This is a genomic window from Streptomyces sp. NPDC039609, from assembly GCF_055596705.1.
Genome location: NZ_JBVIUJ010000016.1, coordinates 110,068 through 134,599, shown reverse-complemented (window position 1 = coordinate 134,599; position 24,532 = coordinate 110,068). Strand labels below are relative to the sequence as shown.

The 24,532-nt window shown below is 68.2% G+C and carries 24 protein-coding genes and 3 pseudogenes; 16 read left to right on the top strand and 11 right to left on the bottom strand.

Annotated elements, in window-relative coordinates:
- Positions 1 to 105 precede the first annotated feature (105 nt).
- From ACZ561_RS35370 to ACZ561_RS35360, 3 genes are all read right to left on the bottom strand, one after another.
- Entirely contained in the window at positions 106 to 708 is a 603-nt protein-coding gene (locus tag ACZ561_RS35370; RefSeq protein WP_471003291.1) for a hypothetical protein, read from the bottom strand.
- A 418-nt stretch (positions 709 to 1,126) separates the two neighbouring features.
- On the bottom strand, positions 1,127 to 1,789 hold the full coding sequence (locus tag ACZ561_RS35365) for a ribonuclease H family protein (RefSeq protein ID WP_471003287.1): 663 nt from the start codon (positions 1,787 to 1,789) through the stop codon (positions 1,127 to 1,129).
- A gap of 491 nt (positions 1,790 to 2,280) precedes the next feature.
- On the bottom strand, positions 2,281 to 3,108 hold the full coding sequence (locus ACZ561_RS35360) for an SDR family oxidoreductase (RefSeq protein WP_471003284.1): 828 nt from the start codon (positions 3,106 to 3,108) through the stop codon (positions 2,281 to 2,283).
- 768 nt (positions 3,109 to 3,876) lie between these two features.
- On the opposite strand from ACZ561_RS35360, the gene ACZ561_RS35355 reads away from it, so the two are divergent.
- Positions 3,877 to 4,152: a hypothetical protein gene (locus tag ACZ561_RS35355; RefSeq protein WP_471003281.1), complete on the top strand. Its 276-nt coding sequence runs from the start codon at positions 3,877 to 3,879 to the stop codon at positions 4,150 to 4,152.
- Positions 4,153 to 4,459: 307 nt separating this feature from the next.
- A complete protein-coding gene (locus ACZ561_RS35350) occupies positions 4,460 to 5,041 on the top strand; it encodes a hypothetical protein (protein ID WP_471003277.1) in 582 nt (193 codons plus the stop codon).
- A 51-nt stretch (positions 5,042 to 5,092) separates the two neighbouring features.
- Here ACZ561_RS35350 and ACZ561_RS35345 read toward each other — a convergent pair whose 3' ends face one another.
- Together ACZ561_RS35345 and ACZ561_RS35340 are read right to left on the bottom strand one after the other, a co-directional pair.
- Entirely contained in the window at positions 5,093 to 5,914 is an 822-nt protein-coding gene (locus ACZ561_RS35345) for an IclR family transcriptional regulator domain-containing protein (protein ID WP_471003274.1), read from the bottom strand.
- Positions 5,915 to 6,774: 860 nt separating this feature from the next.
- The gene (locus ACZ561_RS35340) at positions 6,775 to 7,902 is read right to left on the bottom strand and encodes a helix-turn-helix domain-containing protein (protein WP_471003270.1); all 1,128 of its coding nucleotides are present in this window, start codon (positions 7,900 to 7,902) and stop codon (positions 6,775 to 6,777) included.
- A 454-nt stretch (positions 7,903 to 8,356) separates the two neighbouring features.
- Between ACZ561_RS35340 and ACZ561_RS35335 the strand changes: the two genes are divergently transcribed.
- The 4 genes from ACZ561_RS35335 to ACZ561_RS35320 all read left to right on the top strand — a co-directional run bounded on the left by ACZ561_RS35335 (position 8,357) and on the right by ACZ561_RS35320 (position 11,529).
- Positions 8,357 to 10,087: a hypothetical protein gene (locus ACZ561_RS35335; protein WP_471003267.1), complete on the top strand. Its 1,731-nt coding sequence runs from the start codon at positions 8,357 to 8,359 to the stop codon at positions 10,085 to 10,087.
- Positions 10,088 to 10,600: 513 nt separating this feature from the next.
- Entirely contained in the window at positions 10,601 to 10,840 is a 240-nt protein-coding gene (locus ACZ561_RS35330) for a hypothetical protein (protein WP_471003264.1), read from the top strand.
- Positions 10,841 to 10,872: 32 nt separating this feature from the next.
- Positions 10,873 to 11,229: a hypothetical protein gene (locus ACZ561_RS35325; RefSeq protein ID WP_471003261.1), complete on the top strand. Its 357-nt coding sequence runs from the start codon at positions 10,873 to 10,875 to the stop codon at positions 11,227 to 11,229.
- A gap of 15 nt (positions 11,230 to 11,244) precedes the next feature.
- A complete protein-coding gene (locus ACZ561_RS35320; protein WP_471003258.1) occupies positions 11,245 to 11,529 on the top strand; it encodes a hypothetical protein in 285 nt (94 codons plus the stop codon).
- A 110-nt stretch (positions 11,530 to 11,639) separates the two neighbouring features.
- Here ACZ561_RS35320 and ACZ561_RS35315 read toward each other — a convergent pair whose 3' ends face one another.
- A complete protein-coding gene (locus ACZ561_RS35315; RefSeq protein ID WP_471003255.1) occupies positions 11,640 to 12,674 on the bottom strand; it encodes a hypothetical protein in 1,035 nt (344 codons plus the stop codon).
- Between the two features lie 2 nt (positions 12,675 to 12,676).
- Positions 12,677 to 12,853 (bottom strand): hypothetical protein, encoded by a 177-nt coding sequence (locus ACZ561_RS35310; RefSeq protein WP_471003252.1) that lies wholly within the window; start codon positions 12,851 to 12,853, stop codon positions 12,677 to 12,679.
- A gap of 494 nt (positions 12,854 to 13,347) precedes the next feature.
- Here ACZ561_RS35310 and ACZ561_RS35305 point away from each other — a divergent pair, with 494 nt between their 5' ends.
- The gene (locus ACZ561_RS35305) at positions 13,348 to 13,611 is read left to right on the top strand and encodes a hypothetical protein (RefSeq protein ID WP_471003249.1); all 264 of its coding nucleotides are present in this window, start codon (positions 13,348 to 13,350) and stop codon (positions 13,609 to 13,611) included.
- Between the two features lie 129 nt (positions 13,612 to 13,740).
- Here ACZ561_RS35305 and ACZ561_RS35300 read toward each other — a convergent pair whose 3' ends face one another.
- Entirely contained in the window at positions 13,741 to 14,559 is an 819-nt protein-coding gene (locus tag ACZ561_RS35300; protein ID WP_471003385.1) for a transposase, read from the bottom strand.
- Between the two features lie 212 nt (positions 14,560 to 14,771).
- Entirely contained in the window at positions 14,772 to 15,137 is a 366-nt protein-coding gene (locus tag ACZ561_RS35295) for a transposase domain-containing protein (RefSeq protein ID WP_471003246.1), read from the bottom strand.
- Positions 15,138 to 15,323: 186 nt separating this feature from the next.
- On the opposite strand from ACZ561_RS35295, the gene ACZ561_RS35290 reads away from it, so the two are divergent.
- The 7 genes and pseudogenes from ACZ561_RS35290 to ACZ561_RS35260 all read left to right on the top strand — a co-directional run bounded on the left by ACZ561_RS35290 (position 15,324) and on the right by ACZ561_RS35260 (position 21,435).
- Entirely contained in the window at positions 15,324 to 16,406 is a 1,083-nt protein-coding gene (locus tag ACZ561_RS35290) for a hypothetical protein (RefSeq protein WP_471003243.1), read from the top strand.
- A pseudogene (locus tag ACZ561_RS35285) lies at positions 16,403 to 17,344 on the top strand (transposase); the annotation flags it as partial. The gene ACZ561_RS35290 and the pseudogene ACZ561_RS35285, both read left to right, overlap by 4 nt.
- A gap of 251 nt (positions 17,345 to 17,595) precedes the next feature.
- Complete coding sequence (locus ACZ561_RS35280) at positions 17,596 to 17,850, top strand: hypothetical protein (protein ID WP_471003240.1); 255 nt, start codon at positions 17,596 to 17,598, stop codon at positions 17,848 to 17,850.
- Positions 17,847 to 18,221: a transposase gene (locus tag ACZ561_RS35275; protein WP_471003237.1), complete on the top strand. Its 375-nt coding sequence runs from the start codon at positions 17,847 to 17,849 to the stop codon at positions 18,219 to 18,221. The genes ACZ561_RS35280 and ACZ561_RS35275 overlap by 4 nt, the downstream gene beginning before the upstream one ends.
- 251 nt (positions 18,222 to 18,472) lie before the next feature.
- Positions 18,473 to 18,865 (top strand): nuclear transport factor 2 family protein, encoded by a 393-nt coding sequence (locus tag ACZ561_RS35270; protein ID WP_471003234.1) that lies wholly within the window; start codon positions 18,473 to 18,475, stop codon positions 18,863 to 18,865.
- Between the two features lie 388 nt (positions 18,866 to 19,253).
- Positions 19,254 to 19,658, top strand: coding sequence for a hypothetical protein (locus ACZ561_RS35265; protein ID WP_471003231.1), 405 nt, complete (start codon positions 19,254 to 19,256; stop codon positions 19,656 to 19,658).
- 1,309 nt (positions 19,659 to 20,967) lie between these two features.
- Complete coding sequence (locus ACZ561_RS35260) at positions 20,968 to 21,435, top strand: DUF5959 family protein (RefSeq protein WP_471003228.1); 468 nt, start codon at positions 20,968 to 20,970, stop codon at positions 21,433 to 21,435.
- Here ACZ561_RS35260 and ACZ561_RS35255 read toward each other — a convergent pair.
- Both ACZ561_RS35255 and ACZ561_RS35250 read right to left on the bottom strand, forming a co-directional pair.
- Positions 21,417 to 22,243, bottom strand: a protein-coding gene (locus ACZ561_RS35255) for an IS5 family transposase (RefSeq protein WP_471003225.1) whose coding sequence is annotated in 2 segments (ribosomal slippage) — positions 21,417 to 21,901 and positions 21,901 to 22,243 — 828 coding nt in all. Because the reading frame shifts where the segments join, the coding sequence is not laid out codon by codon here. The genes ACZ561_RS35260 and ACZ561_RS35255 overlap by 19 nt on opposite strands.
- An 84-nt stretch (positions 22,244 to 22,327) precedes the next feature.
- Positions 22,328 to 22,906, bottom strand: a pseudogene (locus tag ACZ561_RS35250) (helix-turn-helix domain-containing protein); the annotation flags it as partial.
- A gap of 456 nt (positions 22,907 to 23,362) precedes the next feature.
- Here ACZ561_RS35250 and ACZ561_RS35245 point away from each other — a divergent pair.
- On the top strand, positions 23,363 to 23,707 hold the full coding sequence (locus ACZ561_RS35245; protein ID WP_471003222.1) for a hypothetical protein: 345 nt from the start codon (positions 23,363 to 23,365) through the stop codon (positions 23,705 to 23,707).
- Positions 23,708 to 23,714: 7 nt separating this feature from the next.
- Positions 23,715 to 24,484, top strand: a pseudogene (locus ACZ561_RS35240) (transposase).
- The last annotated feature ends 48 nt before the right edge of the window (positions 24,485 to 24,532 follow it).

Here is a 24,532-nt window from a genome sequence, read left to right as displayed (position 1 = left end):
ACTTTCCTGCGCCTGGACGGGGTTTGCCGTCGGCTATGGCGCCTCCCGCCAGAGGCAGGAGGCTGGCGAGAGCAGCGGTCGTAGCAAGCGCCACCGTCCGCATGGTCAGCACGCCTTGTCCTGAGGCTCGTCCTTGATGACCCGCCAGCCTTCGGGCCAGCGTTCAACGGTGGCCACGACGACGTACTTGGTGAGGCGCTCCTTGGGAAGGACCACCTTCTTCCTTGTCTGCCGGTCGACCACATCCCACTTTGAGACATCGAGGCAGCTCGACAAGGAGGCGCTGGGGACCTTCCGGTTGAGGTCGATGCTCGTAACGGTGGCGTTGCCGACTTTCACATCACCGATAACGATCTGCCCCGCTTTGAACTGGCTTTCGACGTCCTTCTTAGCTACCACGAGGGCGAGCCCGGCGGCGTATCGCGAGAGGTCCGTGCCTTCTACAGATCCCTTGGCGTAGGCCTTCTCCATCTCGCTCCAGTACTTCTCGTACAGAGACGCAACGTCGGCCTTGGCCTGCTCCGTTGGATCGGGGGATGGCGTAGACAGTGTGGTAGGCGAAGGCGAAGGTGTTGTGGCTGAAGCACCGGGGTTCTTATTTGTGTCATCGGTACCACTGCATCCGGCTACGGCCAGGACGGCGGACACAGCAAAGATGGCGGACGAAACCCGCTGGAGATTTCGGATGTGAAGCGAGGTGCGCTCCATTTGCCCGCTAGTCCTCACTGCGCCTCCCCGTACATATGCAGTCACCTGGTCTCACCTGCACGGAGCACCGCCATGGGTGTTGCGTCACGCGTCAGGAGTGATTGGTCTGGCGTCATACGTTACGCAAAGATCGCTGAACTACACAGCTGGTTACGGCAGTTCCACGCCGGAGCTGATCACCATATCGCCACAATGTGGCACACAGGCTCGAACCCGGAGCCGAATTTGTCATGTCGGAGACCCCTGCCCCGTGGGATTCCAGTCCTGAAGAAGCAACGAGCCGGTGACGAAGCTGACGTCTACCGACCCGTCGTAGAGGCCACGCAGTCCAGGTGGCCCCATCCGTCCGGATTCTTGGAGATCGTCTCGCCGGGCTCATACGACCGGCCGCAGCGGCACCGGCCCGGGAACTTTGCCTTCACCGTGGCGGCGCGGGCAGGTTCGTGCCGGAGTTGCTTCGGGCCGTGCCCACCCGAGCCCGCGGCAGCCCCGCTGCTGCAGCGGCGGGTCGAATGGGTGGCTCGTCCATGGGCGCTGCTTCGTAGGTGCGGCCGCACCTACAGGCATACAGGCCGGCGTCCCCGGTCACGGAGGATCCGCAATCCGGGCAGGGCACCGTCTCGTCCACGGACTCGGCTGCACAGTCGCGGGCGGCGGCGCTCGCCGCTTCGTCCGCGGCGGCATTGAGGGGATCCCCTCCCACCTGGTGTGCCCGCACCCAGGTGAGCTCCACGTCCCGGCCCTCCATCAGCCTGGTCGTCTCGTCGATCAGCTCCCGGTTCATCACCGGCTTCTTCTTCGAGTTCTTCCAGCCCCGGCGCCTCCACCCGTCCAGCCACTTGGTGAGACAGTTGATCGCGTACTCGGAGTCGGAGCGGATGGTGATCGGCCCCTCGGTGGCCTTGAGGACCTCGCGGATCGCCGTCAGTTCGGCCTGATTGTTCGTGCCCCAGCCCATGGGGGCCGAGATGGTGTGAGCAACTTGGCCATCGGGGCTGGCGAGGACAAACGCCCACCCGCTCGGGCCGGGGTTGGTGGGCAGGGTGGCGCCGTCGGTCGCGGCAAGCAGGCGGTCGGTCATGGCCCGCCACCCTAATACTCCAGGCTTTCGTACCCGGCCGATCCTAGATGGAGGGCGCAGACAGGACAGTGGCCCCGCGCACGTGCGAAGGAACGCGGATCCACCTGGGCAACCACACCAGTCCGTCCTGTCGGAGGTGTCACAGCGACGGTACGAGCCCCACGCCCAGATGACCTGCCAGGCACCGCACAAGGGTGACTGGCTCGCTCGGTCACGTGACCGTCTCCAGTCGTCGGCGAGGGCGGATCTGTGTCTCGGCGACGTGGGGCGCGCTGAGGAATCTCCAGGCGGGGATGGTGCGGGGCGGCGAGGGTGATGCCGCTGCCGAGACGACCATGCCGGCCGATGGCGACGCCGGGGCCGAGGGCGAGGTTGTGACTGTCTGGGTGCCGTCGCCGATGAGGCCGCCGAAGCGGGGGTTCCGCAGCGGTAGAAGCCGTCGACACCGTGCATGAGGACTTCGCCGGATTGGTCACCGCGCGCGGCAAAGGTCACACAGGTTCGATGCAGAACTGTCGGGCACCGCGCAGCGTGGTCCGCAGGATCCGCTGCGTTGCCCGGCTGTCGAGGCGTACGTCGAGAGCGCCGGGAAGCGTGCTCTCGGCCCGCAGGCCCGTAGGCAGCCGGGAGGCATCGAGTCCGTCCCGCTCGGCAATGAGAAGGCCGAGCTCATGCCGGCTCACGGCGTCACGGCCTGCGAGATGGTGAACGCCGTCCGCGTCGGCCGCAGCCAGCTCCAAGAGGGCGGCGGCCAGGTCGGCGACGTGCACCGGGCAACGAACGTCGTCGGTGAACAGCGCGCCGTTGCGCGTGCCGGCGGCGAGTTCGTGCACGACCTTCTCGTGCACCGAACGCCCGTGGCCGATGATCAGCGAGGTACGGGCGACAGCAGCCTTCGGATGCACCGCGAGGATCCCGGTCTCTGCCGCTGCCTTGGCCGCGCCGTACGGGGTGACAGGGTCGGGGAGGCTGGACTCGTCACAGTGGACTCCCGCGCCGGAGAACACTGCGTCACTCGACACGTGAACCAGGCGGGTTCCGTACCTTGCCGCCACCATCGCGAGGCGGACAGGGCCCTCCGCCGTAGTCGCCCAGTCGGCCAGGCCGCTCGATGCGTTGAGGACGAGCTGCGGGCGCACCTCGGCCATGATGGCGTCCACGCTTCCTGCGTCCCGCAGATCGAGTGGGTACCACGCTGTTGGAGAGGCGACGCCAGGCTTGGTCGCGTACGTCGCGACCGTCGTGTGCCCTGCTGTTCTTGCCTGCCGGACCAGCTCGGTCCCTAGGAAGCCGCTGCCGCCGACGATCAGAACTGTCATTGCGACACCGTAGACCGGTGGCACGGTGAAGGCGGCCACCCTCCACCCCGACCGTGGACGCGTTCGCCACCTCCGGCCACGAAGACTCCGACTTCGTGTACATGGAGCAGATCCGAGAAGGCGCCGGTGACGACAGCCCTACACGGTCCGTCTCTCCCCGCAGGTCGACCAGCGCCGTCGGTTTGCGCCTTGGGGTGGGCGAGGCGGTAGGAGGTGTCGTGTTTCCGCGGGTTCGGCCCACGGGCCGTGACGCCGAGCCATCGGGTGGCGGGTTTCCTTTGCCTTTGTTTCTACTGACTCCAGGGCTTCGAGGCTCCGCCGGGCACGCGGGTACCGCTGGTGACGCGCGGCCGTCTGGGCGGCAAGGTCCGCCAGCATTTCGCGCACCCGCCCGGAAAGGCTCCGGCTGGCGGCCATAACCCCGAGGCGGTCTGGCACTTCACGACCAAGCACTCCTTGGCCGCCTGGGCGCGGTCCCGTCCCGGCGTCTCCCGGGTGCGATGGAGCAGTGGACGGTGGAGCGCGACCGGCGGACTGACGTCGAGGTGCTGCTGGATGGCTGCGTAGGTCACAAGCAAGAGCACTTGTCGGTGGGTTCCGGCAGCACTCATCACCCGGAGAGCGCATGAATGTCGGTGAGAAGCAGGGGCACCCGGAGCGGGTGTGGGCCTACGGTGATCACGTGCAGCGTGTCCCGTGACAGCGACTGAGCGTTGTCACCGAAGCTGCTTCATCCTGGAGGCTTAGACCAGCGAGACGGAGGCAGCGATGATCGCGAGGGTGGCCGTGTGGGAACCGATGCCGGCTGACGACCGGGACTGGGTGCTGGATGCTGCCGCCGCCGTGCCCGGTGTCCATGGCGCGTATCACCTCGTCGATCCTGCCACTGGCAACGGACTGTCTGTCGCCTTCTTCGAGGACGAAGTCGCAGCTCACGCCGCACACAAGGCAATCGAGAAGCGCGCCGAGGAGATCGGCTGGAACAAAGCCCCGCACCCGGCGCCCGTCTCCCAGACGATCTATCAGGTTGTCCGGCACGTGTAGCGCGGCGCCAAAGAGCGCTGCGCTCAGGGTTCGGTGGCACGCCGCTCAGCCGTTCGATGACACGGGACATGGACGTTCGGCAGGCTCTGACGCGAATCCCGGCGGACCGCCACGTACAGATCGACCTTGGACTTCGGCAGCATCCGGGCCTCTCGTCGCGCAGAGCGCAGCCGTGGTCCCGAAGCAAGCACTCAGGTGCTCTCAAAACTCAGCGACATCACTCTCCCGTGGAACAGGGTGCTCTCGCCGCTGAGCTACAGGCGCTCTCGGAACTCGCCGACAAAGCCAGCTGGAGGACGGTACGAAGGTGGCGCTGGAGGCGCAGCGGATGCTGATGACCGATGACGGGTGGCGGGCCCGTCACCGGGACTACGCCCGGCAGGGCGTGGTCGACGTGTGGTTCTGGCGGCCGCGGGTGCACTTCCCGCACATCGTGCTCGCCGAGGGCGTGCCGGTGTGGTTCTACTCCGTCTCGAAGCGGGAGGCGGCGACGTCGCTGGGCCGGGCGCACGCGCGTCGTCACCAGTGGTGGCAGGCGCCGGACCTGTCAGCTTTCGGGCTGCATCACCCGCCGTGCGCGCTCGATGAACTTGAACGGGTCTCGATGCCGCTCGGTGCGCTGGGGCTGGGCCCGGCCGGGGCGGTGCTGCCGGAATATCTCCAAGGCCGGTTGCGGGAGTCGCAGCAGGAGGCGCGGGAGGAAGCGAGTCTGTGGCTGGAGAGCCAGGCCCGGCACGTCCGCGCGGTCCGGGAGGCCCGAGAGCAGGCGGCGCGGCAGCCGAAGGCCGCGCCCCTGCCTCCGGTGCCGGCGGGCGGGCTGCGATGCGAGATGTGCCGCCGTCCGCTGGCACCGGAGTTGGCGAATGCGCGGCGGCACATCCTGTGCTGACGTGGCCCGGTCCCAGCGCGCGTCTGGGCCGGTACCAGGTGAACACCGCCCCTAAGGCAGGGCGCGTCGGGGCGGCTGTTCTGTCTGCAACCATGCGCTCCCCTGGTGCTGCATGCCGTCGCTGAGCAGGTGGGCGAGGAGGAGTCCGGTGGCGCGCTGGCTGAGGATTGTGGCGGTGTCGATGAGGCGTGGGTGTTCGTGGACGGGCAGGGAGAGGGCGACGCTGGAGGCCCGGCCGGGCAGGCCGAGGGAGAAGGCGACGCAGAGCACCGAGTCCGAGTATTCGAGTAGGTCGAACTGAGCGGAGTGTGGGCCGGGTCCGTCGAGTTCCTCGATGAGCGCGCGCCGGCTGGTGATGGTCCGGCCGGTGAGCTGGACCGAGGGGTAGCGGGTGAGGTGGTCCATGCGGGAGGCGAAGTCGAGCTGGGCCAGGAGGCTCTTGCCGTTGGCGCTTGCGTGCCCGGTGTCGCTGAACGGTGCCACCTCCTTGACGGGAGGCGCGGTCGTGCTGAAGGCGGATTGCTGGACTGTGATCTCGCCGTCGGTGTAGGTGCTGAGGTAGACCGCCGCGCCGAGCTCGTCGCGCAGGGAGGCGAGTGTGTCCTTGAGGAGCGAGTGGTCCGGGTCGGCCCGCGTGGCCAGGTCCATCAGCGGTCCGGGGAGGTGGGCACCTGCGACAGTGTCGACGAATCGCTCGTCGCGCAGCCAGTCCAGCAGCCGGACGACGGAGTTCATCGGCATCCGGGTGCGCCGGGCGAGGGTACGGGTGTCGATGCCGTCGGCGTCCTGGATGAGCAGGAGCATGTCGCGTGCCCGTTGCGTGGTCTGCCACCGTGCGGGGACCACAGCGGGGGTGGTGCTGTGGCGTGCCATGTCGGTGAGTACGGCCGGGCGCAGGGCGCTGGCCGACCACCACGGCTCGCTCCGCAAGTCGATGGAACCGTGGACAACCAGGGGTGTCGCGGAGCCAGCGGATGACGGCGATCTCGGTGAACGTCGCAGAGGGGGCGGCGAAGGACTGGTTGATGAGGTTCTGCTGGGCGAACAGGGCGAGCAGGCCGCCGGCCGGCGCGGCGACGTCGGCGCCGGTGTGTCCGAAGCCGAGGAACCTCGGGGAGGCCTCGTTGTTGCACATCGGCAGGACCGTCTCCACGAGCTCCTGTACGACCGAGGGGACGCCAGTCGGCTCCTCGGGCAGGTCGGTGACGAGGAGGTCGCGGATCTCGGCGGGGGCGAGGCGCTTGCGGGTCACCTGGTCATCGAGCTTGAAGTCGACGCCGACGGTGACGAGCTGGTTCAGAAGGGCGATGGCACTGTTGCGGTCCATCTCGCTCAGCAGAGGCATGGCAGGGCTCCTTCTCGGACTGGGTGGGTGTACCGCCCACGATGGCGGTCCTTGGGCCGTGGCCCGTCCGCTCACGGGTGGGGCGGGCCACGGCGGTTCAGGTCGCCGGAACGGGCGCTTGGGTTACCACCACGCCGTGAATCCGGCGCTGCTTGGCAAGCGTTCGAAGGCGGTCCCAGCCCGGCCGCGACTGCGGCCAGCGCGGCGGCCACGACACCCTGGAGCGTGCGCGCCCGGGAAGTCATCGCGCTCCAAGCGAAGGCCGCCACTCAGCGCACCCGGCAGCGGCTGTTCTCGCTCGCGGCCGACTACACCGCGACCGCACACCAGCGGCGGCCGTGCGGCTGGCAAAGGGGCTGGCGCATGACTGAGGTGCCCGCGAGGCGAGCTACTTGAGAAAGCGGAAGACCTGTCGGGGCGAGTCAGTGACGCATTGCAGTTGCGAGACGAATGCCCATTCCTTGTGGTCGGCTTCCGGTGCTCCGAGGCAGAGGTCTTGCCTTTGGTCTTTCGGTACGAAGCGGAGGTGGTCCGGTCTGATGCGGAACCCGCCTCCATGGAGGTCGACTTTCTCAAGACGGAACTGCTCCGCCTGAACCAGCTCTTGCATGCCGCAGTACTCGACTACCACGGCCATCCCGTCTTGTATCGATGCGCCGTAAACTCCCAGGCAGCGCCGAGCTTCGTGTTGTCTGCCGGGGAAGACGATCCTGTAAGTGCCATCGTCCAGTCTTTTGAGGGTCACCCTGTCGCTGTCGCTTGTGGAACACGGCGTCAGGAAAAGGCCGATCGCTTTCACTTCCTCCGATTCTTTGCGTCGCTCCACGACACATCGGCCGTCTGCCGTGTGCATGCGGTACGTGCCCGGCTCAAGCGGGGGCCGGGGAGACGGAGCCTGGGAGGAGGGTGATGGGGAGCCGGACTTCGAGGCCGACATCGTCGTCCGGGCTCCGGTTGCCGACGGTGAGTGCCTTCCCCTGTTGTCATCCCCGTTCACCCAGAGCGCGAGCGTGCCGAGCGTGAGGGCGGCGATGGCTGTGGCCGCGCCCGCGATCAGCAGGGGCCGCTTGTGCCGCTCTGGGCGTGCCGTGATTGGAGGCTGTGCCTTGTTCGGGATGAGGGAGGTTGCATGCTCTTCGTCGGGTGAGGTCAGCGGGCCGTTGCTGTGGGAAGTCTCCGGTGCTGTCTCCGCGTCCGTTGGCAGTCCGGTGGTCGTGGGCGGGGCGGGCAGGGGTTCGGAGGCGACGGCCAGGCGCCTGCGTGCGGCGAGCCAGATCTCGACGGTGTCCGCGTCACCGCCGCAGGCGCGGACGTAGGTGGCGACGAACTCCTCGCGGGGTAACTCCGTACGGTTGAGGACCCCGGAGACGGTCGCACGAGGCAGAGTCTCGCCGCCGATAGCAGCACGCCGTTCCAGATCCCGCAAGCTCAGGCCGGCCCAGCGCCGCAGTCGTCGCAGCATCGCGATGAACTCAGCGGACGTCGTTACCGACTGTGGCTGGGGTGCTGGTTCCATGACTACTCCTGCTCATTCATGAGGCGAACGAGCTCAGTCTGGCGATCTTCGGGCGCCCGGCGCACCGGATTCACCCGCTCCGCATGACACCGGACGCCGCCGAAGGGTGCAGACGGCTCCTGGCTGAGCGCCGGCACAAGCCGGTCTCTGGGGCAACGCACGGTGAGTGTCCCGCCCACACCGGCTGCTTCGGCCCGTTCTTGAAGGGCGTCCGAGGCTGGTGGGCAACGACATCGCCAGGCCGTCCTGCCGTCATGAACGGTCCGGACACGGCCGCTGGCCAGGCCGGACAGGATCGGACCGTCCCGGACGCCGAATCCGTTGCCCGACACCGCGGCGACCCGCAACGCTTCTTCCATCCCGCACCACACCCTTCGCCTGACTCCCATGTCAGCGTCGCGGCTTCTGCCTGCCCCGGCCGGCGGTCACCACTAAGTCGATCAAGGAGATCTCGATGAGCGTTCCGTCCCGCAAGTACCGGCACCGGTCTGCCCGTCCGTGGCTGCCCCGGGCGCAGCGCCGTTGGCCCACCGCCTGGCGCCTGGTCTTCGTGGCTCTCGTGGCCGCGCTGAGTTTCGTGCTGGCCGGTCCGACCACAGCCGCCGTGGCCGCTGCCCCGCCACCGCCTGCGGCGGGCGACCCTTCTGACGGCAAGAAGCCGAACCCCTGGGACTGGGCGTACTGGAAGATCCACGAGGCTCTGAACAAGGACGCGCACGACACTCACGACAAGCGCTTCTTCTGGAAGACGGTCGGTCAGGTCGCCGGCGAACGCGTCATCAAGATTTTGAACAAGGGCAAAGAGCCCGGTGTCGGCAGCCTGGTCACTGGGCTCGTCCAGGACTACAACGAGGTCAGGAAGCGCATGATGAAGACGCCTAAAGGGGCCAGGGAACAGGTGAAGAAATCCGCGGACGCGGTCCACGAGGCGAAGAAGCAGGCCGAACACGCCCGTACTCCTAAGGCGAAGGAGAAGGCGGACAGGGCGACGGAGAAGGCGCGGAATTGGAACAAGGAGGCCGCCGCCAATCTCCGTGAGTCCAAGGCGACAGCGCATCCCGACACCAAGGCCGAGATGAAGAAGCTGGACGACAGGATCCGGAAGCTGGAGAAGAAGCTCGGCAAGGCGGAGCGGAAGATGCGGACGGTCCAGGGGCCGCGCGAGCGCAGGAAAGTCCAGGAGAGCATGGATGCCACGCGCGAGCGGCTCGCGAAGGCCCAGGCTCAGCGCGCGGAGCTTGGGGACGGCCCTGACGACACGGGCGGGACACGCCCTGTAGAGCCCAAGCCGAAGACCCCGTCGCAGGGGCCGGGAAGCACCAACTCGAAGACCCCGCCGAAGACGCTGATCAGCAACACGACGAAGACCCCGCCGACCGCCAACGTGAAGACTCGGACGAAAACGCCGACGATCACCGCGGTGAAGCCGCAGCAGGCCGTCGTATCAAGCGTGCGAACTCCGGGGGGAGTGCGCGGTGTCCGCGGCTCTGTGGCAGCGGAGGCCGTCGGCGATCTGGTCGGACAGGCGACCGCCGAGCACTTGAGCGGTAAGAACGAGAAGGTGCTGGACAAGGCGCTGAGCGATCCCGCGATGCGGGCTCGCCTGATCGCCGAGCACCGGGAGTACAAGGCGCAGGGCCCGTTCCAACAGCTCGCGCGGCCCTTCAGCGGGAAGGAGTTCACCCCCGGTGAGCTGAGGGAGAACGGACCCAAGCTGATCAAGGTCGAGAAGACCCTCGAGACGGTGAAGAAGAAGGCCGACCGGTCCAACGCCGACCCCCACTACCGCCAGGCCCGTACCGAATGCGGAGGCTACGACACCTGCGTGAAGGAACGCACCCGCACCCTCCGGGACAAAAACACCAAGGACATCGCCGAATCCACCCGGAAGGCACGCAAGTCCAACGCCGACCCCCACTACCGCCAGGCCCGTACCGAATGCGGAGGCTACGACACCTGCGTGAAGGAACGCACCCGCAAGCTGAGGGCCGAGCAGGCGAGGGACACCGCCAAGGACCACGCCGGCAAGGGCAAGCGGGACCGGGACGACAACCGGGCGCAGCACGCCGGCAAGCCGTCGAACGGCAAGGACAAGGACACCACCCGCAGCCGCAGCGACCGCGGACAGCACAAGGACGCCAAGGCCAGCCCCGCGAAGAGCGGGTTCGAGAACAGGGCCGTCTGAACTCCCCAGACGCCCGCTCCCCCAGCCCTTGATCAACCCGTCGTCGCCGGAACCCCATCCAAGACGCTTCAGCCAGCAAGTTCTGCCCGGGAAAGAGGTAAGGGCCGTGGACACGCAGGAGACCGGAGCTGCTGTGAGCAGGCGGCCGTCGAGGAGGCAAGGGGCTGGTCGGCACCGTTGTCCACCGGCCCGCGGGCAGCGGCGTTCGGTGAGGATCTCGCCGAAGTCGCGGACGTGTCCGGCGGCCTTGTCCAGTTCGGGGCAGCGCGCCAGGATCTCCTTCAGGCCGGCCCGGTCTTCCTCGGTAAGGGTCGTGGGGTGGCGGGTGAGCCAGCCGGTCATCTGACGCACCGTCGGGTTCCGGGGCGGCGCCCTCGACGTAGGCCTGGTAGGCGGCCTTCGTTGTGCGGCGCTGCGCGTCGGCCAGGCCGGTGTCGGTGCCGCGCCGGTCGAGGTCGTTGAGGTGGCCTGCCCCGGCACCCCACCATCTCCATGATGGTGCTGGCCGACCGTGTGAGCACCCGCCTGCTCCACGACCAGCTGGTGCCCGACCCGCAGGCACAGGCCGACCTGTGCGACCGCCGGGTTGCCCTGTACGAGCGGCTCATCGGCGAAGGCGGCCCCGTCCCCGCGGACATCCACCAGTGGATCGCGAAGGACCGGGCCCGGGCCGCAGCCCTGCGCGCTACGCCCGGCCGCGGGGTCACCTGGGACGAGATTGCTGGCACCGAGAAGGAGGTCCCGGCCCAGTGAGCGGCAAGCAAGAGCGAGACCACTGAGGACCGATGAACGACACCGCGATGACGCTCCTGCCCGTCGAGGAGCACTTCCTCGGTGACTTCTTCGACCTGGAGGAGCCGCTGCTCATGTGGCTCGACCAGACCACCAGCGACGCCCGCGCCGGGGCGGACGACGTCTACCGGCTGCCCGCCGGCCTGAACGGCGTGGCCGTCCGGGCCGCGTGGGCCCGGATCTTCGACGCCCTGCCCAAAGCCCTGCTCGACGAGCGTCTTGCGCTGCGCATCGGGAAGGAGGTCACCGGGGGCAACAGGGTCTTCGGTGCCGGCGGGTACGAGCACAGCCCGCTGTACGCCGCACCCATCGACCGGGCCGACGTCGAGGTCTTGGTCGACCTGCTCTGACACTTCCGCAAGGCCATGACGATGGAACCGGGATACACCGACCTGCGCAGTCTGCTCTCCGACGCCGGGGAGTGGTACGGCGAGGAGAGCGCGGACCGGGTACCGGAGAGCTCCGAGCAGGTCGTCAACCGGCTCGCCCGCGCCCTCGCGGTGCTCCAGCTGGACGACGACGACACCCGTACGCTGCTGGCCGCCATCACCGAGGCCGGGACCGACGGACGGATCCAGCTCACCTTCGAGCAGGAGCAGGCCGCCTGGCGCTACTTCAACCGGGTCATCACCACTGTCACCGAGGGCTGAGCCCGACGGAACGTGCTCTCGCCCGCTTCGTCGAGTTCGGCTGACCGCTTCCAGCGCTCCAGATCGCGGCCGAGGGGAACGTCCCTCGGCCGCGATGTTGTGTCCTGCACTCACGCGGGAGGCCGTACGCCGGTGGGGTTGAGCAGGTTGTCCATGACGGTCTGGAAGCGGTGCAGGTCGTCGGCCCATCCGGGGACGGCCAGGTACTGCACGGTGCTGATGGCGATCGCGGCCTCACCGGCTGCCCCGTCGGGTGCGAGGCCACCCACCCGGACCCACTGGTCCCACATCACGTCGGCCATCAGGTGATGCACGAGCTCCGGGTTCTCCACGGCCCGCGCCCACAGCGCCGTCAGGATGCCGGAGGCCTTCGTACAGGCGCGGACCGCCGCGCACAGCAGCTGGTCGTCCGCCTGCTCGACCACCCGCATCAGTCCACGAAGGCCGTCCGCCATCGGGGACTGGGCCATCAGGTCGACGCCGGCGAGTTCGGCCTCCCGATGGGCAGCCCGGATGCGCTCGATCGTCTCCTTGCCCTCCGGCCAGGTGGCCTCCCATGACTCCATCAGGCCCTCGAAGCCTACGTCGGTCGCCCCGCCGACCATCATGCGGGCTCCCGGTTCCGTGAGCGCCCGGTGGAAGAGGTTCGGCACCGAGCGGCTCGGAGGCAGCTCGACACCGTCCTTAGCCGCGTACTCGCGCAGCGTTCCGTCCAGGTCCCGGCGCGGGGACCGACGGTTTCGGAGCAGCTGCGCCGCGAGCTCCTCCCGCGCTGCGAACGCGGCGTCGGAGTCGCCACTGGGTACCTGCTCAACGTCGAGCCCGGCCTTCTCCAGGGGCCTGCGGATCGAGGAGAGCAGAGCGTTCCTCAGCCGTTCGGCGGTCTCCGGGGTGTCGATGACTGCCCAGCAGAACCAACCCGCCCAGCTGACGCTTCGGCCCTGCCCCGACGCCCGGACCAGACCGATGGTCAGGTGCACGACCTCGGGGCGGAAGGCACCGTCAGCGCCGCGCCAGTCCTTCGTCCTCGGCAGCCACAGCTTCTGCCGCCACCGCTCCAGCTGCGTGGCCGTGACGTGGTACCCGTGCTTGTCGACCTCGGCGATCAGGGCGAGTTCGAGGCGGGACGGCTTGATACGGGGCATGGTTAGCTCCTGCGGTTCGGGTCGCCGGTGGACAAGACGGTGTAGACGGCGGCCGCCGTTCCCAGGGCGCTCGCCCACTCCTGGCTCTGCGCCGCGGCGACGCCGGCGGCGAGGACCAGGAGCAGGACGAGCGCGCGTCCCCCTCTCTGGGGATGCGGGGTGAACGGGTCGTTGTTCATGCGCGCGGAATCCTTCCGGGTGATCTTCTGCCCGGGTGTTCCGGGAGAGGCAGGCCGCCACCGGTCGTCCCCGGGGACCGGCTCTGTGCCCCTATCCCCTCATGCCGTCCGGGGCGAAGTGGGGGAAACTTCGCGGGGTATGACGGCCTGCCAGGCCCGGGGTCACCATCGGCAAACACGTAAGGCGCCTTACAGGAATCTTGTAAGGGTGAGCCCCGCGCATATGTACTCCGACGAGCGGCCTTCTGACCCCTCCCTGCCGCTTCGAGCCGTCTCCACCGACCACTCGCATTCGAGTTCCAGGCCCCGGTGCCGACCGGCGCGAACGGCAGACACCACGAACGACCTGACCGCGCCGGTCGGCACCGGGGAAGCGGGGGTCCGGGGCTGGCGAAGGCCAATGCAGTTGCCTTAGAGCTGCGGGGATCGTTGCCCCGTCTGTGACGGAGTGGGGCGCGGGCCAGCGGGTCAGGCACGCTCCGTACCATCCATTGGTGATCAACCCGTTCTTCCACACACCCAGACGCCGCTTCATCACCCTGGCCATGCTGGCTGCCGTTGTCGCCTTCGGGTGGTACGCCGTTCAGCCGGTCTATCCGCGATGCACGATCCACTCAGCGGTCGGCTCGGGGGCCATCGTGTCCGCTGGCACCTCGGCGGAAGAAATGGAAGCCGTAGCCAGGCAGGCTTACGAGGATGCCTTGGCCGACGGCGCGTGCGGACCATCACACGCCCGATTCCGAGACTGGATTGGCTGACCTGAGCCCGCAGCCCCGACGCGCTGCGGCCCTTGGCGCCGTCGTGGGGGCATCGGGCTGCCAGAGGCCGCCACTGCCTCGCCCGGGCCCGAGCCGAGGGACCGATCGTCATTCTCGGTCCCTCGTCACCTAATCCGTAGGCGGTGACGGGGCTCGGGTTCCCCTGAGTACCGGTCTTCCGGCTCGGCGGTTGCTCCTCGGCTTCGTGGTCTGGTTGTGGGCCCAGCGGCCGGGCTGGACCGTGTCTCGTCTGGCCCGGGTCCTCAGGACGGGCCAGCGGTTCGGCTTTTTGATCGCACGGGGGCACTCCCGGTTGCGCCGGGCCGGCAGAAGACGTATACGTGCCTCCCGCCCGGCCTCGGTGAAGGAGCGGGTGAGCTTGGTGACGGTCGCTCCGAGCTGGGACGGGATGCTGCGGCGGATGATGCGGACGCACTTCAAGTAGGAGACACGGTCGCTGTCCACGGCCGGCCGGGCAAGTGCGGCCGCGTGGGCGAACTGGCGGATCGCGTGGTGGACGGCGAGGTAGGCCCACAGTTCCTGCCGTACGCCCTCCGGTGTCCGCGACCTGATCGGCCCGCCGGGGCCGAGGTGGTTCTTGATCTCGTCGAAGGCGAGCTCGATCTCCCAGCGTTCCCGGTAGAGCGCGACCAGCTCGTCGGCCGGGTACTGCTCAGGGTCCAGCAGTGTCGTGCCCAGATAGGCGACCTTGCCGTCCTTGGCGAAGGTGATGACGCGGTAGATCACGTGCCGGGGCAGCGTCCGGCCCTCTCGCGCGGCTCGGAGTCGGACCTCCTTGCCTGGTCGCGCCATCGACAGATACGAGCTGTCCGGTAGTTCTTCCTGAGCGGTGCCGAGATGGTTGGACTGGAGCCTGACCAGCAGATCCGCGCCCGCCACGGTGAAGACGTGCGCGAACTCGACCGACCAGAAGCCGCGGTCGGCGATGACCAGGTCGCCGGGGCCGGTGGAGCCGCCAGCGGGTAGGCGAGGCTGCGTTCACCGTCGCGGTACCCGCCCAGGCGGGCATCGAGAACTCCGTGCGTTCCGATCTCGGCCAGCACCACTGCCCTGACCTGGGGGAATCCGAAGGGGACGCCGCCGGTGATGGAGGGGCCGTCGAAGGTGTCGCCGTTGCTGGTCGAATCCGGAAGGTCGAACTAGGTGCCGTCCAGGGCGAGCAGTCGCAGCCCGCGCCACCACTCTCCAGACGTGGCCGCGGTGGCGAGCGGGCCGGCCACCTGCCGGAACACGGTCTCCAGCACGTCCTCCCCGAGCCGGGCTCGCGCCCGGCACAACGATGACCGGTTCACCCGCGCGAGGGCCCGGCTGCCCGGGATGCCGCTGGTCAGCACCCGCAGCACCTCCTCGTACGACTCCCGGGCGAACAGACACAGGGCCAGGACGAAGTACACGACCAGCCTCGCCGGCAGGAGTCGGCGGCGCCGCTCGGCACGGTCGTGCTTGGCTATCGCCGCGTCGACCAGCTCGGCCGTGAACACCTTCGTCAGAATCCCGATCCGCACCCGCCGGCCCGCACCCCACCCCGTCACACGTGGGGCAACGATCTCCGCAGCTCAAAAGCAACTGCATTGACCGGCGAAGGCCTCCGGGACCACCCGCCTCAGCCACGGACACGCCACATCGAGCAGACAGCCGCCTTGCAACGGGCAGCACCCACCCACCGATTCGCAGACCACGGAGGTACACCGATGACGGAGACCACGACGACGGCAGAGGCGACCGTCCCCGAGCAGGCCGCGCCGCCCGAGGAAAAGACGTGGCCGGAAGCGCTGGGCGCCAAGCGGCTGGCCGCCATGCTCGCCGAGATCACCGGCGAACCGGTCCGCGCGCTGGATGTCGAAGAGCTCGTCGAGCGGAAGTCACTGGTCGCCGTCGACGAGTACAAGGGCTGGCCGATGTACTCCACGGAGGCCGCGCGCGAGGTCGACATCGAGCTGCTGCGCACGATCGTTGCCGAGCGGGTGGCGCGGTTCGAGGCGAGCCTGCCCCGGGACGAGGCTGCCGAGCGGATCGGCTGGCACTGGAACGACATCGCCCGCATGGGCCGCGAGGGCCGCATCACGATCGGGCGCGCGGACCGCTACCTGATCGCCGATCTGGACAAGCTGGCCGCCGAAGCCGACGGCGAGCAGTACATCACCGCGCAGGCCGCCGCCGATGTCCTGGAGATCCGTCTCGCGGACTGGAAGTACGTCGAGGCAGCCAGATGGATTGCACCAGCGGGGACGTACGAGCGCGAGGTCGGCCGCTATCGCACCGTCACCGTGGTGCTGTACCGGCTCGGCGACGTCCGCGACCTCCGGGGCATGCCCGGTGTGGACTGGGAGGCTGCGCGTAGCGTCACCAAGGGGAAGCCGTCCCCGCTGCGCGAGTACGCCAAGCTCGCGCCCACCCGCGCCGCCGCGGTGAAGGGCTTCTGCCAGGAGCTCGCCGACCGGCACAGCACGACAGTGTGGGCGTGGCACTCCCCCGACTCGGGCGGGTGGGAGCTGGACTGGGCCCGCACCGAGGGGGGACCGACGACGGTGACGGTCCGCGCAGAGCTCGGCGCCGACCTGGTCGTCGGCCTACGCCGACGAGATCACGCTGTGCCCGACCTGGGGCCGGATCACCCGTCGGGCCCGTCAGCTCCTGGAGCCGGGCGTCGCGGTCGTCCTGGACACCGTTATCCGGGCAGATCCCTGTCTCACCAGCAATTCCGCCTCTTGGGGCCCGGGAACAGATTCACTCGATCGGGGAAGCTGTCTCTGCCCGGAGGTGCCGTTCGATGACCGAGCTGACCAACACCACGAAGGCGCCCGGGAGTCCCGATCCATCTGAGTTCGAGGATCTCTTCAGCCGGGTGGTCGATGGTGCACGGGTCGACTTCGTGCGGCCCATGGAGGACTCGGGCCGCCTCGTCTGGGTCGCCCATGACCGTGGGAGTCCGCTCGGGACACTCAACGGGTCCGTGGATGATGAGGGCCCTTCGTGGCGACTGTCCACCACCTTTGAACGACATCGAAGCCTGGATGATGCGGTGCGGGCCTTGCGCTGGCCCTCCTCATGGCCGCGCGAGCGAGCGCAGGTCGCCCGGTGGGCCCGACAGATCCTCTCCGACGCTTCTTTGATCGCTGTTGATGTCGAGACGACGGGACTGGACGAGCCATGGGCGGTGCAGATCGCGGCCGTGGACCGCACTGGTAAGACGCTGGTCAACGAGCTGGTGAACCCGCTCGCGGACATCGAGCCGGGGGCGATTTCGGTACATGGGATCACCCAAGAACGTGTCCAGGACGCCCCGTTCTCCCGGCTGGCAGCCCCGCACGCACGGTTCACCACTCGGCTCAACCACGCCCTGGAGCGAGTGGGGCTCGCCCTGGCCGGGCGGGCTGGCGCCCGGCTGGCCGCCCAGCTGGGGTTCGGAGCGGGGAGGATGACCCTATTGCGCAGGGTCATGGCCCTGCCCGACCCCCGGTTCAGTACTCCGCGTGTGCTGGGCGTGGACGACTTCGCGATCCGCCGCGGCCAGACCTACTCCACCGTCTTGACCTGCGTCGAAGACCATCGCGTGGTCGATGTGCTCCCGACCCGTGAAGCCGGGCCACTGGCCGCCTGGCTGATCCGCCACCCTGGCGTGGAGATCATCTGCCGTGACCGGGCGGGCGCCTACGCCGAGGGTGCCCGCCGCGGTGCCCCCGACGCTCTGCAGGTCGCTGACCGGTTCCATCTGTGGCAGGGCCTCGGCCGCGCCGTGGAGACCTGCGTCGCCGCCCATCGCGAGTGCCTGCGCAACCCGTCGCCCAGCGGCATGTTGGCGGAGGCCACCAGACTGGCTGCCGGTCGGCCGCAGGACGACTCATCGCCCGTCGGCCGGCGGGCCGAGCGAAAGAAGGCAGCACACGCACTGGTTCATGAGCTGCTCGCCCAAGGCCATTCACGCCGGGCGATTGCCCGGCACCTGGGCTGGGTCTCAACACCGTGCTCCGGTACGCGAACGCCGCACGGTGGCAGGACACCTTCCGCGAGAACCGGCCCCGGCCCAGCAGACTGGACCCCTACAAGCCCTATCTGGAGCGACGCTTCGCCGCGGGATGCACCAGCGTCACCCGACTGCACGGCGAACTCGTTGCCGAGCACGCTCCCGTCACGTACGCCATGGTCCCACCCACATCGCCACCCTCCGAGCGGCTCCGTCCGGCGCACCGCCCCGGCCACCGACGGTGCGGCAGGTGACCGGCTGGCTCACCCGCCACCCCACGGCCCTGACCGAGGAAGACCGCGCCGGACTGAAGGACGTCCTGGCCCGCTGCCCCGAACTGGACACAGCCGCCTGCCATATCCGCGACTTCGGCGAGATCCTCACCGGCCGCCTCGGCGCCACACTCCCTGCCTGGATCGACGCCGTCGATGCCAGCCAACTGCCCGGCCTCACCGGCTTCGCACTCCACCTGCTCCGAGACCTCGACGCCGTGACAACCGGGCTCACCCTGGACTGGAGTTCCGGCAGCATCGAGGGCGCCGTGAACCGCATCAAGAAGATCAAGAGGCAACTCTACGGTCGAGCCGGATTCGAACTACTCCGCAAGATGATCCTGCTTCAGTAGCCTCCTCGGCCACTGCCCAGGATCTGCGTCAGAACCCTTGACGGATTGGGCTACTCGCCGGGGGCAGCATCGGGGTGCTCCGCGTGAAGGGTCCCAGGTCAACCGGTCACCGTGCTGCGAGTCATGGCCATCCGTGGCGCTACCTGCTCCGAATGGCCGCACCTAACGAGGTGGCAGGGAATGGTGACCGGGCGTGGCCGCTGCCCTCCAGCCTGTTTCCCGGGCATCCTTCTGGGCTCAAGGAGGCTTCGATGACCGAACATCCCAACATCGCTGTGTTCAGAAGCGCCATGGACGCCTTCTCGACAGGCGACATGGACGCTCTGGCGGAGGTGTTCCACCCCGACGTGCGGTGGCACATCCCCGGCCAATCCCCGCTCGCGGGCGACTTCCAGGGCCGTGACGCCACCTTCTCCACATTCGAGCTCGACTCCCGACTGTCCGGCGGCACTTACCGCCCGCAACTCCACGATGTGCTCGCCAATGACACGCACACCGTCGCCCTGCTGCACGCCACGGCGTCCCGTGACGGTAGGGAGCTCGACATGGACTACGCCATCGTGTTCCACATCAGCGACGGAAGGATCACCGAGGGCTGGGAGTTGTGGGCTGACCAGAGGGCGTTCGACGCCTTCTGGTCGTAGCGTCCCGTTCTCGCGTGTGAACGACCCTCACCCAGTGGGCCCGGCACGCATCCATACCGCGCTGGCGCGGGTCGGCGGGGTGTCCGGCGTCGTGCTGTCAAAATTCTACGGTCAAGCGGCAAGGCGTACGCGGGCTCACGCGAACCACCCCCTAGCCATCGAACACCAGGGTGACTCTCCGCGACGACTCCCCAAGATCAGTGCCAGAACCCGTAACTCACTAACAAAGCCACGACGAGTGTCAGCAGCGGCCGCACGCGGGCTTGGGTCATGAGCCTCGACGCTGCTCCGCGTCCACCTGCTGCTACGGGGCAGCTGTTGGGTCGTACCACGGAGGCAGTAGGCTCCAGGCCCCCGACAGTTGCACGATCATTGCAGGAGAAGCACGTTGAAGCGCCAGTTGAGCCGTCTCGCCGTTCTCGCCGCGACCGCAGGGTCCCTTCTCGTCGTCATACCGGCTTCGCCTGCCTATGCGGCCCCGCACACGATTAACGTCACCGGCGGCTACATCCAGTGGAACGCCGACCCTTACGACGGCATACCGGGTGACTCCTTCCGGGTGTGCGACACGGCCGCGGACGGCTACGGCCTGGAGACGGACATGTACGTGAATGTGTCCAGCACCTGGCCGGGCGACTACGTCCGAACGGCCACGACGAGGGGTCACGACTCGCCCTACTGCTCGCCGTGGAGCAGTGGGGACCTCTACGAGGGGCAGCAGGCGCTTCTGAAGACGTACCGCGTCAAGGGCACGTACAGCCAGCAGCTGAATGGTTGGGGCGTCACCGCCTGAGCACGCGGGCCCCGGGGTGGCGCACCCCGGGGCTACAGAGACCTGGAGAAAACTCTTGGCGTCTTGACAAGGTGATGGGCTGTTGCTTGCTGACCGCCTCCCCAATCCGTGGAAGCTCGGTTCTCGCGGCGGCCGACCGCCGGAGTCGAACGCAGCGATGGAAACCGCGACGACCACGACGTCAATGGAGCGCGCGTGGGCTGTGAGGTCGGATGCTGTCATGATCGTCCCGGGCGCTCGGACCTGTCGCCCTGGACGTTCGCCTGCGTGGGATCTGCGACAGAGCGGGGCCGCCGTGCCATCTCGTGCACGGTGGCCTCGCCCGTGGTCTCGCCGCGGGACCTCTTTGGCCTTCGCCACCGACTCCTCGAGGGCGGCCATCAGGTCCACGACCTGCCCGGCCGGCGCTGCTTCCGCGCCCTCGGCGGCCTTCGGCTCGCGGTCTGCGTCCGGCGGTACGCCCGGCGCGGGGCCGCCGGAACCGTGGGTGACGTCTCGTCCGGTACTCCGCCACCGGGTTGACCTGGCTCGTCGGTACGGCGGAAGCCGGTGGCGACCACAGGATGACACCGTCGCCAGCACGAGCGGACTGCTCGCCTCGCTCGCCCACAGCTTCGTCCACAGGCATGACGGCACGAAAGAACTCCTGGTCCTCGACGCCGCGCCGGCTAGGAGCAGGACAGCCGCGCCACCGGCGCCGGCATCGACCACAAGACGGGCGCTCGCGAACCTGCTCGCCCTCGAGGACCTGGTCGTCGCAGTGCGGTGGGGGTGGGTGTGCGGCGTTTTTTGGTGCAGGAGCGGGAAAAGTGTAGGTGGGGGGGGGGGGGTGTTGGGGTGTGGGGGGGGGCCCACCTCTGGGGGTGTCCCCCCCCCCCGACACCCTCAGGTCCCCGAGACAGGTTCAGGTGGATGTGGTGGTGAATCCTGGGCGGGGGAAGGTGTCAGGGAACAGCGGGCAGATCAGCCGGCGGGTGAGGATGTCTTCCAGGGACTGCGTCATGGTGCCGGGGTGTTCCCAGTTGTCGGCGCGGCCGATGGCGACGACGCGGTCGCCTGCCGGGTACCAATGCAGACGTTCGCTGTTCCTGGTGGTCCCCCACGGTAGAGACCTCCGGGCCCGGGGTGCAGGGGGTAGGGGGTAGGGGGTGTCGTCGGGATCTGCCTCTTTCAGCATCCGGTCGAAGACGAGCAGGTCGTCACCGGCGGTGAAGAGGTCAAGAACTCCTAACGCAATGCCCTCGTGCGGGCCGACTGGTGGTGCGCGTGCATCATGGCGGCAGCCAACGTGTGAACGTGGGGAGCGGGAATGGCCGAGGAGAGCGCCGTGGATCTCATTTGCCTGGCCGACGGAGAGAGCAGTCTTCTGGTTCGGGTGTTGAGCCGCCACATGCCAGGAAATTTGCCGTGGCACGACTTCCTCGACGCTGAGATCGTTGTCACGAGCGGGTTCGCCAAGGGGCGCCTGGATGTCTGCCTGGCCCCGGACGACCTGGACAACTGGTCACAGGTCTTGGGCGCGGTCGCCGCCGGGCGGGACGCCGCATGGATGGACGACGGACGCAACCCCGAGATCCGCTTCGAACCGTCCGGCCAAAACGGGGTCGCCGTGATTGTGGTGGAAGACGTTGCCAGCACGGGGACGTCGGTCCGGGTTCCGGTGCGTCTGGCTGATGGATGGGCCGATGACCATGACGAACGGCTGCAGCGCGTCAGGGGGTCCTGGCCTCGGGAAGTTGCGGAGACCTCCCCTGGCGCCTACGAGTGGCGGCGCTGAGCTGCTGTCAGCCGGCGCCAGCAGATGAGCGCGCAGGCCAAGGTGAGGAAGGCTTCCTGGATGTCGTCGCGGATCTCCCAGCGGATCCGCAGGCGGCGGAACCAGTGCAGGTGGGCAAAGGCGCGTTTCACCACCCAGCGTTGAGTCCCGAGCCCGGAGCCGTGCTCGGTGCCGCGCCGGGCGATGACCGGCTTCACGTCGAGGCCCGGGACGAGGCGGCGGTACTTGTCGTGGTCGTAGCCGCGGTCGGCGAGCAGTGCGTCCGGGCGGCGCCTGGGCCGGCCACGCTTGCCGCGCACGGGCGGAACTGCTTGCAGCTGTGGGATGAGCTGAGTGACGTCGTTGCGGTAGCCACCGGTCAGCGTGGCCGCGAGGGGGATGCCAGTGGCGTCGGTAATCAAAAGGTGCTTGCTGCCAGTCCTGCCCCGATCGACGGGACTTCGTCCCGTCTTGGGCCCCCCATTAAAGCCCGGATGTGGGAGCCGTCGATCGCCGCCCGGGAGAAGCCCAGGGCGTTCGCACTACGCAGCTCGGCCAGGAGGACCTCGTGCAGCCGGGGCCAGACGCCGGCCTCGGTCCACTCGGCCAGGCGACGCCAGCACGTCATGCCCGAGCCGAAGCCGAGTTCCTGCGGCAGGTGTTCCCAGGCGATCCCGGTATGCAAGATGAACAGGATGCCCTGAAAGACCAGACGGTCCGGATGCCGCTTGCGCCCGGGGTGACGAGTCCGCCGCTCGACCCTGGGCAGCAGCGGCTCGACCACCGCCCACAACTCGTCATCGACTTCCCACGGCTTCGGCCGTGCCACCTCGCACCCCCAGATCACCGGTCCTTGGGGGATCCAACCACCTTGAAGATCATTTCGTTACGGGTTCTAAGGGTATGCAGATCTTTAACTCGTCTTTTTGACCTTGGTCTGGGTGGGGTCGGGAGCGAGGAACGTTGCGACGTCGGCTGGTGTGCGAAGGCGGGCGGTAGAAGGGTTGATGTGGTGGCCGTGTGCTTCCAGGAGTGGGCGGACTTCCTGTTTCGCGCGGCTGATGGTCATGGCGGTGACGCCGAAGAGTTGGCCGAGGAGGTCCATGGTCGCGAGTTTGCGCAGGTGGAGCACGGTGGCCAGGACCCGGTCGGCTGGGGTGAGCTTGGCTTTGGCACCTGTGCCAGGGGCCACCAGGCGCTCGTGACCGCGACGTGTGCGGAGCACTTGCTCGCGATGAAGCTCCAGCGCTGGAGTCAGCGCGTCGATGAGATCGCTGAGCTGTTGGCGGGTCATCCCGGTCAGTTCTGGGTCCTGCAGCGAACGCCGTGTGAGGCGAGGCGGTCTGCTCGCCGGGGCCTGGTCTGACGTGCTGTCGGTCGTCGCTGTGTCCATCGGATGCTGGGGGTGGAGGGTGTAGTTCCAGTCGCCGTGGAAGCGGTGCCGGGTGATCGGCAGGGCGGCGATCTCGTCGTCGCTGACCTGGATGCCGTTGGAATCGTCACTGCCCGGTGTACGGGCCGACAACAACAAGCCCATCACCACGCTGCATCATCCCAGACCTCGTCAACGGATACACAGGCATGGCGATCTCCCCGTCTGGCGACGACCTGACGGCCCACCCAGCCACCGGCTGACGCGCCCGCCCACAAGCACAGGTCAAAGTCTCGGGCGGCAGCCGTCGTGGTCACCCCGACGTAGCCACCCGGCACCGACGTCACACACGGATGACCTGCGAGGTCTCCATCCATCTCGTCTGCATAGGGATCCTCTAGCTGGCAACGCTGCGGTTGTCAGGCCTATCCGTGCCGGGCCCCCGAAGGTGCTTGCCTAAGGGCTGTCCCGTAAACGCTGGTTTAGCCTGCTGGTGGAGGGATCCGTGGTCCCTGAGCTGAGGTTTCAATCGATATCGCCGCGACTTGGACCTCGCAGCTGTGGCAGCCTGCGAACATGTCATGGGAGCTGCGAGAACATGCAGGCCGTCACTACGCCGTCCTGTTCCACTACGCCTTGCCAGACGATGCCTGGTCTGTGGAGCTGAGCGAGGCTCGGCCTACGTCGGCCAGGGGGACCGAGAACCCCGAAGCCGCAGTGACCCACTTGCCCGGCGCTGCTGTCTTGCGGGTCCTCGTCCCGGACGAGGACCCGCATCTGGAACCGACCGTCCGCATCTTCAGCCCCGACGAGCACGTCGTCCCCTACGAGATCATGCGGTGGTTCATGGAGCAGGTGGCCGACCAGGTTGAACGCTGCCGCATCGCGTTCGAGCAGGGAGGGCCTGAAGCGGTGGAATGATCACGCAGTGACTGGTGTGATCACGGCGTCGGAGCCTTCCTGGATACCCCCGTTCAGCGGACTGCGCCCACGGCGGTTCGGCAGACTGATCACCGCGTTACGACGCGAGGGCGCAGACGCGGTTCGCAAGGGCCGGCCATGGAGCCTGCCGCTGGAGGACCGGGTCCTGCTTGTCATTGCATATTGGCGAACAAACCTGACGCTGCGGCAGCTCGCCCCGCTGTTCGGGGTATCGAAGTCGGCCGCCGACCGCATAATCGATCACCTCGGTCCGTCGCTCGCGCTCCAGCAGCGTCGGCGGTTCCGCAAGGACACCGTGCTGATCGTGGATGGAACCCTCGTCCCCACCCGCGACCACAGCGTCGCCGAGCAGTCGAAGAACTACCGGTACTCCACCAACCACCAGGTCGTCATAGATGCAGACACGCGGCTCGTCGTCGTGGTCGGCCAGCCACTGCCGGGCAACCGCAACGACTGCAAGGCGTGGGAGCTGTCTGGGGCGAAGGGTGCCGTGGCAAGACGACCGTGATCGCGGACGGCAGCTACCGGGGAACCGGCCTGGTCATCCCACACCGCCATGAACCGCGCCAGACCGAACTCCCGGCCTGGAAAGAGGAACACAACACCTCCCACCGCAAGGTCCGCGCCCGCGTCGAGCACGCCTTCGCCCGCATGAAGACCTGGAAGATCCTTCGCGACTGTCGCCTGAAGGGCGACGGCGTCCACCACGCCATGCTCGGCATCGCCCGCTTGCACAACCTCGCCCTCGCCGGGTGACGGAGGCAGGGCGCAGGCCATCCATCACGCCGGAGATCATTTACGGGA